At 58.7% G+C, this 6,336-nt stretch carries 7 protein-coding genes and 2 pseudogenes; 7 read left to right on the top strand and 2 right to left on the bottom strand.

Features of this window, described 5'->3' with window-relative positions:
• Nucleotides 1-81: 81 nt before the first annotated feature.
• The 7 genes and pseudogenes from NKI52_RS32400 to NKI52_RS32370 all read left to right on the top strand — a co-directional run.
• Nucleotides 82-508, top strand: a pseudogene (locus NKI52_RS32400) (transposase); the annotation flags it as partial.
• A gap of 462 nt (nt 509-970) precedes the next feature.
• The gene (locus NKI52_RS32395) at nt 971-1,294 is read left to right on the top strand and encodes a hypothetical protein (protein WP_352700839.1); all 324 of its coding nucleotides are present in this window, start codon (nt 971-973) and stop codon (nt 1,292-1,294) included.
• A gap of 622 nt (nt 1,295-1,916) precedes the next feature.
• Nucleotides 1,917-2,801 carry an ectoine/hydroxyectoine ABC transporter substrate-binding protein EhuB gene (ehuB, locus tag NKI52_RS32390; protein ID WP_352700838.1) on the top strand — a complete coding sequence of 295 codons (885 nt, stop codon included), beginning with the start codon at nt 1,917-1,919 and terminating at the stop codon, nt 2,799-2,801.
• A gap of 91 nt (nt 2,802-2,892) precedes the next feature.
• Nucleotides 2,893-3,564: an ectoine/hydroxyectoine ABC transporter permease subunit EhuC gene (gene ehuC / locus NKI52_RS32385; protein ID WP_352700837.1), complete on the top strand. Its 672-nt coding sequence runs from the start codon at nt 2,893-2,895 to the stop codon at nt 3,562-3,564.
• On the top strand, nt 3,561-4,229 hold the full coding sequence (ehuD, locus tag NKI52_RS32380) for an ectoine/hydroxyectoine ABC transporter permease subunit EhuD (RefSeq protein WP_352700836.1): 669 nt from the start codon (nt 3,561-3,563) through the stop codon (nt 4,227-4,229). Before ehuC ends, ehuD begins: the two co-directional genes overlap by 4 nt.
• A 106-nt stretch (nt 4,230-4,335) precedes the next feature.
• Nucleotides 4,336-5,112, top strand: coding sequence for an ectoine/hydroxyectoine ABC transporter ATP-binding protein EhuA (gene ehuA, locus NKI52_RS32375; protein WP_352700841.1), 777 nt, complete (start codon nt 4,336-4,338; stop codon nt 5,110-5,112).
• A 220-nt stretch (nt 5,113-5,332) separates the two neighbouring features.
• A pseudogene (locus tag NKI52_RS32370) lies at nt 5,333-5,599 on the top strand (IS5/IS1182 family transposase); the annotation flags it as partial.
• Nucleotides 5,600-5,841: 242 nt separating this feature from the next.
• On the opposite strand, the gene NKI52_RS32365 reads toward NKI52_RS32370, so the two are convergent.
• The gene (locus NKI52_RS32365) at nt 5,842-5,976 is read right to left on the bottom strand and encodes an integrase core domain-containing protein (protein WP_352700835.1); all 135 of its coding nucleotides are present in this window, start codon (nt 5,974-5,976) and stop codon (nt 5,842-5,844) included.
• Entirely contained in the window at nt 5,948-6,289 is a 342-nt protein-coding gene (locus NKI52_RS32360) for a DDE-type integrase/transposase/recombinase (RefSeq protein ID WP_352700840.1), read from the bottom strand. The genes NKI52_RS32365 and NKI52_RS32360 overlap by 29 nt, the downstream gene beginning before the upstream one ends.
• Nucleotides 6,290-6,336 lie beyond the last annotated feature (47 nt).

Raw genomic sequence — 6,336 nt, 5'->3', positions numbered from 1 at the left:
CTGATTATAGTCGGGATGCACCTTCGCCGGTTCCACTCAGCGTATTCAAACGGCGTCGCCGGCAGGGTGCCGAGCCGCCGCCTGCGGGGCGTAGGCCTGATCGTTGCTGCGACGTTCGCCACCGAGATTGGCGACATACGCCGCTTCGAGAGCCCGCGCCAACTCATGGGATATCTCGGCCTCGTTCCCGGCGAACGATCGACCGGCGAGACAGTCAGACGGGGCGGCATCACCAAGGCAGGCAACGTCGCGTTCGCCATATGCTGGTCGAGAGCGCATGGACCTTAGGCATCCGCCGATGGTCGGTGCGAAGAAGCTGTACCGTCTGGAGCAGGCATCACCGAAGGTGCGGGAGATCGACTGGAAGGCGCAGACCCGGCTGACCGCCCGCTATCGAATGTTGAGTGGACGGGGCAAGAGGACAACGGTGGTCCGCACCGCGATCGCCCGCGAACTGGTCGGCTTCATGTGGGCCGTTGCACGGGAGGCGCAGGCGAGCAGGTCGTAGACCGCTGCGATGGCTTTCATCTCGCGCATGGGCGGAGGCGGGACCCGGCAGGGGAATGCCCGGTCCGACGCTTTGTGGCAGGCAATGGCCGACGCCCGCAGCAAGATAGGAACAGCCCCGGATGCATAATCGGGAATGCGGTAGCCAATGCGCGCATCAGAGCTTGATCACCGACGTCCTTCAGTTCCGCCTCTACCCATGCGCGATCATCACGATGAACAACCGACCTCTCGATCGGCTGGACACGCACGTTCCAAACCTTGACAACGGACATCAGAGCGCTATTCCGGCGGCACCTTTCGCGCGTGGATGTAAGGGACGATGTTCGACGCCTTTGAGGGCTTCGACATATGACGATTTCAGAGTTTACGCTTAAGTGAAAGCGCTACATGTCTATGCGCAAGCATTTGAAGTTCCGACGAGCTCGTCGACTCGATTGTTCCGCCACGCGATCGAGGATGCGTGAGCCAGGCGTTGGGATCGAGGGCGGTCATTGGCGGTCTATGCCGAGCGCCGAACATGGCGAGCGCCTCTTCTGATTGTAAGTATGAAGCGCTTCGCCGGCGTTTCCAAGTATGGTCGTCGTTGACCCTAGGCGCAGTTCTCATCCTCAAGGGCGGTCAGGAATTCCAGAAGCCGGTCGTTCGGTCGAAATCGTCGTTCGGCCTTGATGCAAGCACGGTTTTGCCTTGGCAAGTACGGATTCCTTCAATTGAAGATATGCGTCTGGATTCCGACGATTTGCCGGGAGGCATTCCGATCAAAAACCGGACGCGCGAGAATTAGCCGGGCATTGGAATAGGCGTCCGATTTCGTCTCGGAAAAGCATTGGTTCTATGTCGAACGGCCCAGCTACTGGGTAGGCATCTGCGACGGCTGCAGCAGCCCCCCGGCAGCGTCGGCCAGGCCGAGATCGCTTCAATCTCGGCTTGGTGAGGAATTGAAACAGTCGCTGGTCGTATCACTCATCGCTTGCTCGGTTTGCTAGCGCGCGTCGAATACGGAAAGTATGTGCCTTCCTCGCACGACACACATGTTACCCATCTAGTGCCCCAGATCAGCCGGCATTTAAAAAAACTTTTCTAGTGTTGACATTGGCTCCATGAGCGCACAAGAGTCACTGCGAGTTTCTTCAGAAGAAAACTCTTTTCAGGAGATGAAATCAATGACGAAGGTGCGACGGCTTCTCAATTCTCCCTACATTATATCGCCTAGTATAGGATGCGGCCGAAATAATCCATCGCAAGTCAAAGACGTGGAAGAGAGAAAGGAGCTATAGATCACAACCAAACATATCATTCTGGCAAATGGGGAACAGCCGCATTGCAGTCCATGTTCCAATGGACTGGGCGTCATCTCGGTGTCTTCCGGTGGGACAAGCGGCCAAACGAAAAGGAAGGAGTCACTAATGAACAAGTGGCAAGGCGTCGAATGCAAGAGTAATCTTTTTAGGCGTGTAGTTCTGAAGGGAATTGTTGTGTTGGGTATAACGGCGATGGCAATCGGCTCATTTGCCGTTTCTGCCTCGGCGACATCCCTGCTCGAAAAGATCAAGAACGGAGAGGCAATTCGTATCGGCTACTCTGATGACCCCCCTTGGGCCTATTCCGGGGGCAACAACGAACCGCTTGGCATAAGCAATACCATTTTACTGGCTGTTCTAAAGAAGATGGGCGCCACCAAGATCGAGCCGGTCGTGACCGAATGGGGCTCACTCATCCCCGGCCTGCAAGCTGGTCGCTACGACGTCATCTCGGACGCCATGTACGTCCTGCCTGAGCGCTGCCGCAATGTGCTGTTCACCGATCCGATCAACGTTGGAGTAAATTCAATGGTCGTGCCCAGGGGCAACCCGAAAGGACTGCATTCCATGGAAGATGTACGCGATAAGGGTTTGACCCTAGTCACAGGCTCTGGGTTTGCGTCGCTAAAGAGCGCGCGCGATGTGGGCATCCCCGACGACAAGCTCATGCAAGTCCCCGGCTATCCAGAAATTCTCCAGGCTGTTAAGGCCGGCCGTGCCGATGCCGGGGCGGGCGACTACTTGACTCTGAAGAAAGCTGTCAACAACGATGAGAGCCTCCACCTAGCCAGTCCGTACACCGAGTCGGGCAAGCAGAACTACTCCGCTTTCGCCTTACCGCTCAATGACCAAGCCGCAGTCGATGCGATCAACGCGGTGATGGAAGGATATATCGGCTCGGATGAGATGCTGGCGTCGGTCAGCACTTACGGATACGATAAGTTGTTGTTGCCGAACGGCCGCACGACCGCTGAGCTCTGCAAGGGCTGAAGCCAGGCCGGGATTGCAGGCATGCCGCGCTCCCGGTTCAAGTCCGGGAGCGCCCCAGCAGCGGACGATGACATGAACGAAGGACGATGACATGAACCAATTCGTGAGAGGCTTCAGCGTGGAGGCACTCGCCGAGGGCGTCATGAACACCCTCATCATAACCCTCGGGGCATCTCTGGTGGGGACGGTCCTGTCGGTGATTATCGGCCTCATCCGACTTTCGCGCCTATGGCCGCTGCGCTGGGCGGCCATCGCCTATATCGAATTGTTTCGGGGAACGTCGCTGCTGGTGCAGGTCTACTGGTGGTTCTTCGTGCTGCCGATCTTCGGTATTTACCTCTCGCCGTGGACCGTCGCCATCCTCGGCATCGGCATGTGCCACTCCGGCTACGGCGCCGAGCTGGTGCGCTCCGCCATCCAGGCGGTTGACCGCGGCCAATATGAAGCGAGCGTCGCGCTTAACTTTCCCCGGCTCACCATGATGCGCCGCATCGTACTGCCCCAGGCGATCCGCGCCTTGCTGCCGCCCTGGGGCAATGTATTGATCGGGGTGCTGCAGGGAACCTCACTCGTCTTCTTCATCTCTATCACCGAGTTCACCGCCGCCTCAAAGCTTGCGGCTAACGCCACCGGCAACTACCTGCTGTTCTTCGGGGTGGCGCTGTTTGGATACTACTTCATCGCGCGCGCCCTGATCACGCCCTTCGTGCGATGGCTAGAGCGCCGCCTCTCGGGGGGCTTCGTGCGAGAGGCGCTGGCATGAGTTTCTGGGATTGGGCATACGTCTGGGAGGCGTCACCGTATCTCTACCGCGGCGCGATCGTCACCGTTCAGGCCACGCTGCTCGGCTTCGCGATCGCGCTGGTGCTGGGTCTGGTCTTTGCGCTAATCCGCCAGTCTCCTAACCGCTACGTGTCAATCGGCATGACAGAGATCGTGGAGTTCATCCGTTCGACGCCAGTGCTGCTTCAAGTGTTCTTCCTCTATTACGTCGGACCCCAATTCGGCATCTTCATTCCGGCGTGGAACGTCGGCATTGCCATGCTCGGCATCCACTACGCGGCCTATTGCTCGGAGGTCTACCGCGCCGGCATCGAAGCCGTGGACGGCGGTCAGTGGGAGGCGAGCACCGCCCTTAACCTGTCGCGCGCCCGCAAGTGGCGCGTCATCATCCTGCCGCAGGCCATTCCGCCGATCGTGCCCGGGCTGGGGAATTACTTCATCGGCATGTTCAAGGACACGCCGATTCTTGCCGCCATCGCCATCCTTGAAATGCTGCAGCAGGCGAAGAATTTCGGGGGCGAGAACTATCGTTATGTCGAGGCGATCACCATGGCCGGCTTCTTCTACCTCGTGTTTAGCCTGGTCGCCTCCGCGATCGTGCAGTCGGTGAGCCTATGGCTCAACCGCCGCTACCACCTGCAGTAGGATGTCCGTCATGAACAAGCAAATCGTCCAATTTGAGAACGCCGCCAAACCCTGGGGCGCGCTGACCGCGCTGGATAATCCCGACATGGCGTGCATAGAGAAAGTCATGAACCAACCCATGGTCCGCTTCGAAAATGTCACGAAACGCTACGGCGCGCTGACCGTGCTGGACAAGCTCAATCTCGACATTGCGCGCAACGAGAAGGTTTGTATCATCGGCCCTTCGGGCTCGGGCAAGACCACTGTGCTGCGCATGCTGATGACGCTAGAGCGCATCGAGGGGGGGGGCATCTGGGTCGATGGCGAGCCGCTTACACATATGCAGAAGAATGGCCAGATGGTGCCGGCGAGCGACCGACATCTCAGGCGCGTGCGCGGCAAGATCGGCATGGTGTTCCAGCACTTCAATCTCTTTCCCCACATGACCGCGTTGCAAAACTGTATGGAGGCGCCGGTTTCTGTGCTGGGGCTGCCAAAGAAGGAGGCGGAAGCCCGCGCCGCCGAACTGCTCGACCTGGTGGGGCTAGGCGACAAGAAGAATCAGTTCCCTATCCAGCTTTCCGGCGGGCAGAAGCAGCGCGTGGCGATCGCCCGCGCGCTCGCCATGCGGCCCAAGGTGATGCTGTTCGACGAGGTGACCTCGGCGCTCGATCCGGAACTCGTCGGGGAAGTACTTAACGTCATCCGTAAGCTCGGCACCGAGCATGACCTCACCATGCTGATGGTCACGCACCAGATGGGCTTCGCCAAAGAGTTCTCCGACCGCGTCTGTTTCTTTTACGGTGGCCAGATCGCCGAGCAGGGCCCGCCCGACCAGTTCTTCGGCGATCCGCAGAACGAGCGGACGCGGCAGTTCCTCAGTGCCGTGCTGGAGACGAGGTAGGTAGCGCCGGCTTCCCCCAACAGATGGACGGTGGGAGCTGTGCAATGACTGAAGCCAAGCGGGTTGTGCCACCCCTCTGTCCGCCTAAAGCTCATTGAATACGTACAATACGATGCAATTTGGCCTCTCTCGTAAATGCCGGCGAAGTAACTCCTTTAGTACTCACCGGCTTAGCCCGCGAGGCTGTAGCAGACGCCGGGATGATCGTCCAAAAAATCGACTGATGGTCAATCTCAGGCCGGCCGACATCTCTGATGGCGCCGGCGCGCAAATGATCCACTACGCTGTCCGCAAGCGCTGGCCATGGATCAAGCATCCTTGCCCCGACGGCGCATACGAACGTAAGCAATTGCTGGACAAAGCCACCTTCCTCGATTTCGTCATCGAGGTAGTGCGCCGTATCGATACCGAGGCCTGCTCCAAGGTGCTGCTCAGGCGTTGGACGGTCAAGAACGTTCGGTTGGCTCATAACTGGCGGCGCCTCGTCTCGGCCACAATATCGAGCGAGGGTCAATTCTTTCCGTTCGGCACGTCGGGGCGAAAACCGGTCAGCGCGAAGTACGGCAATGAGCCCGCTCTGAAACTTTTAACGCACGTCTGGAGTGCGCCCCTCGGACCGGACAGGGTCAAGCCGCAGTTTTGACCATCTGCCGGGCGTGTTGGTCCTCGAACTGTTGCGGGCTGAGATAGCCGAGCGCTGAGTGCAATCGGCGGGTGTGGTAAACCTCATCAATGAAAGCGGGGAAGGTCCTCAGCGACGTCGGCGAAGGTTTCGTAGGCCATCGGATAGACGGCTTCGACCTTCATCGTCTTCATGAAGCTTTCCGCTTTCGCATTATCGTAGGGATTGCCGCGCCGGCCCATCGATCCAATAAGATCGTGCTCGGCGAGAACGTTGCGGTAGAGGAGTGCGGCATATTGCGACCCTCGGTCCGGGTTTTCGTCGTTCGATTGCCGCCTTCAATGCTGCAACGGTCAAGCGCGCGTCGATCGACCGACCGATGGCGTAACCAACGACCTTGCGTGACCAGGCATCCAAAATGACCGCGACGTAGACGAAGCCCGCCGCAATCGTCACGTATGTTATGTCGCTCACCCAGAGCTGGTTCGGGGTAAGCGCTGTTGTGGGACCACCTTTCGGGAGTGGTCGCGATCTGTGAGGTTGCCGATCCTGTATTGGGATCGGAGATCGGCTTGTGTCTGGACTTGACCTTACGCTTGACC

Source organism: Mesorhizobium sp. M0590, assembly GCF_040320905.1.
Taxonomy (GTDB): Bacteria; Pseudomonadota; Alphaproteobacteria; order Rhizobiales; family Rhizobiaceae; genus Mesorhizobium.
The sequence above is the reverse complement of the archived record's forward strand: the minus strand, read 5'-3'. Positions and strand labels throughout refer to the sequence as shown.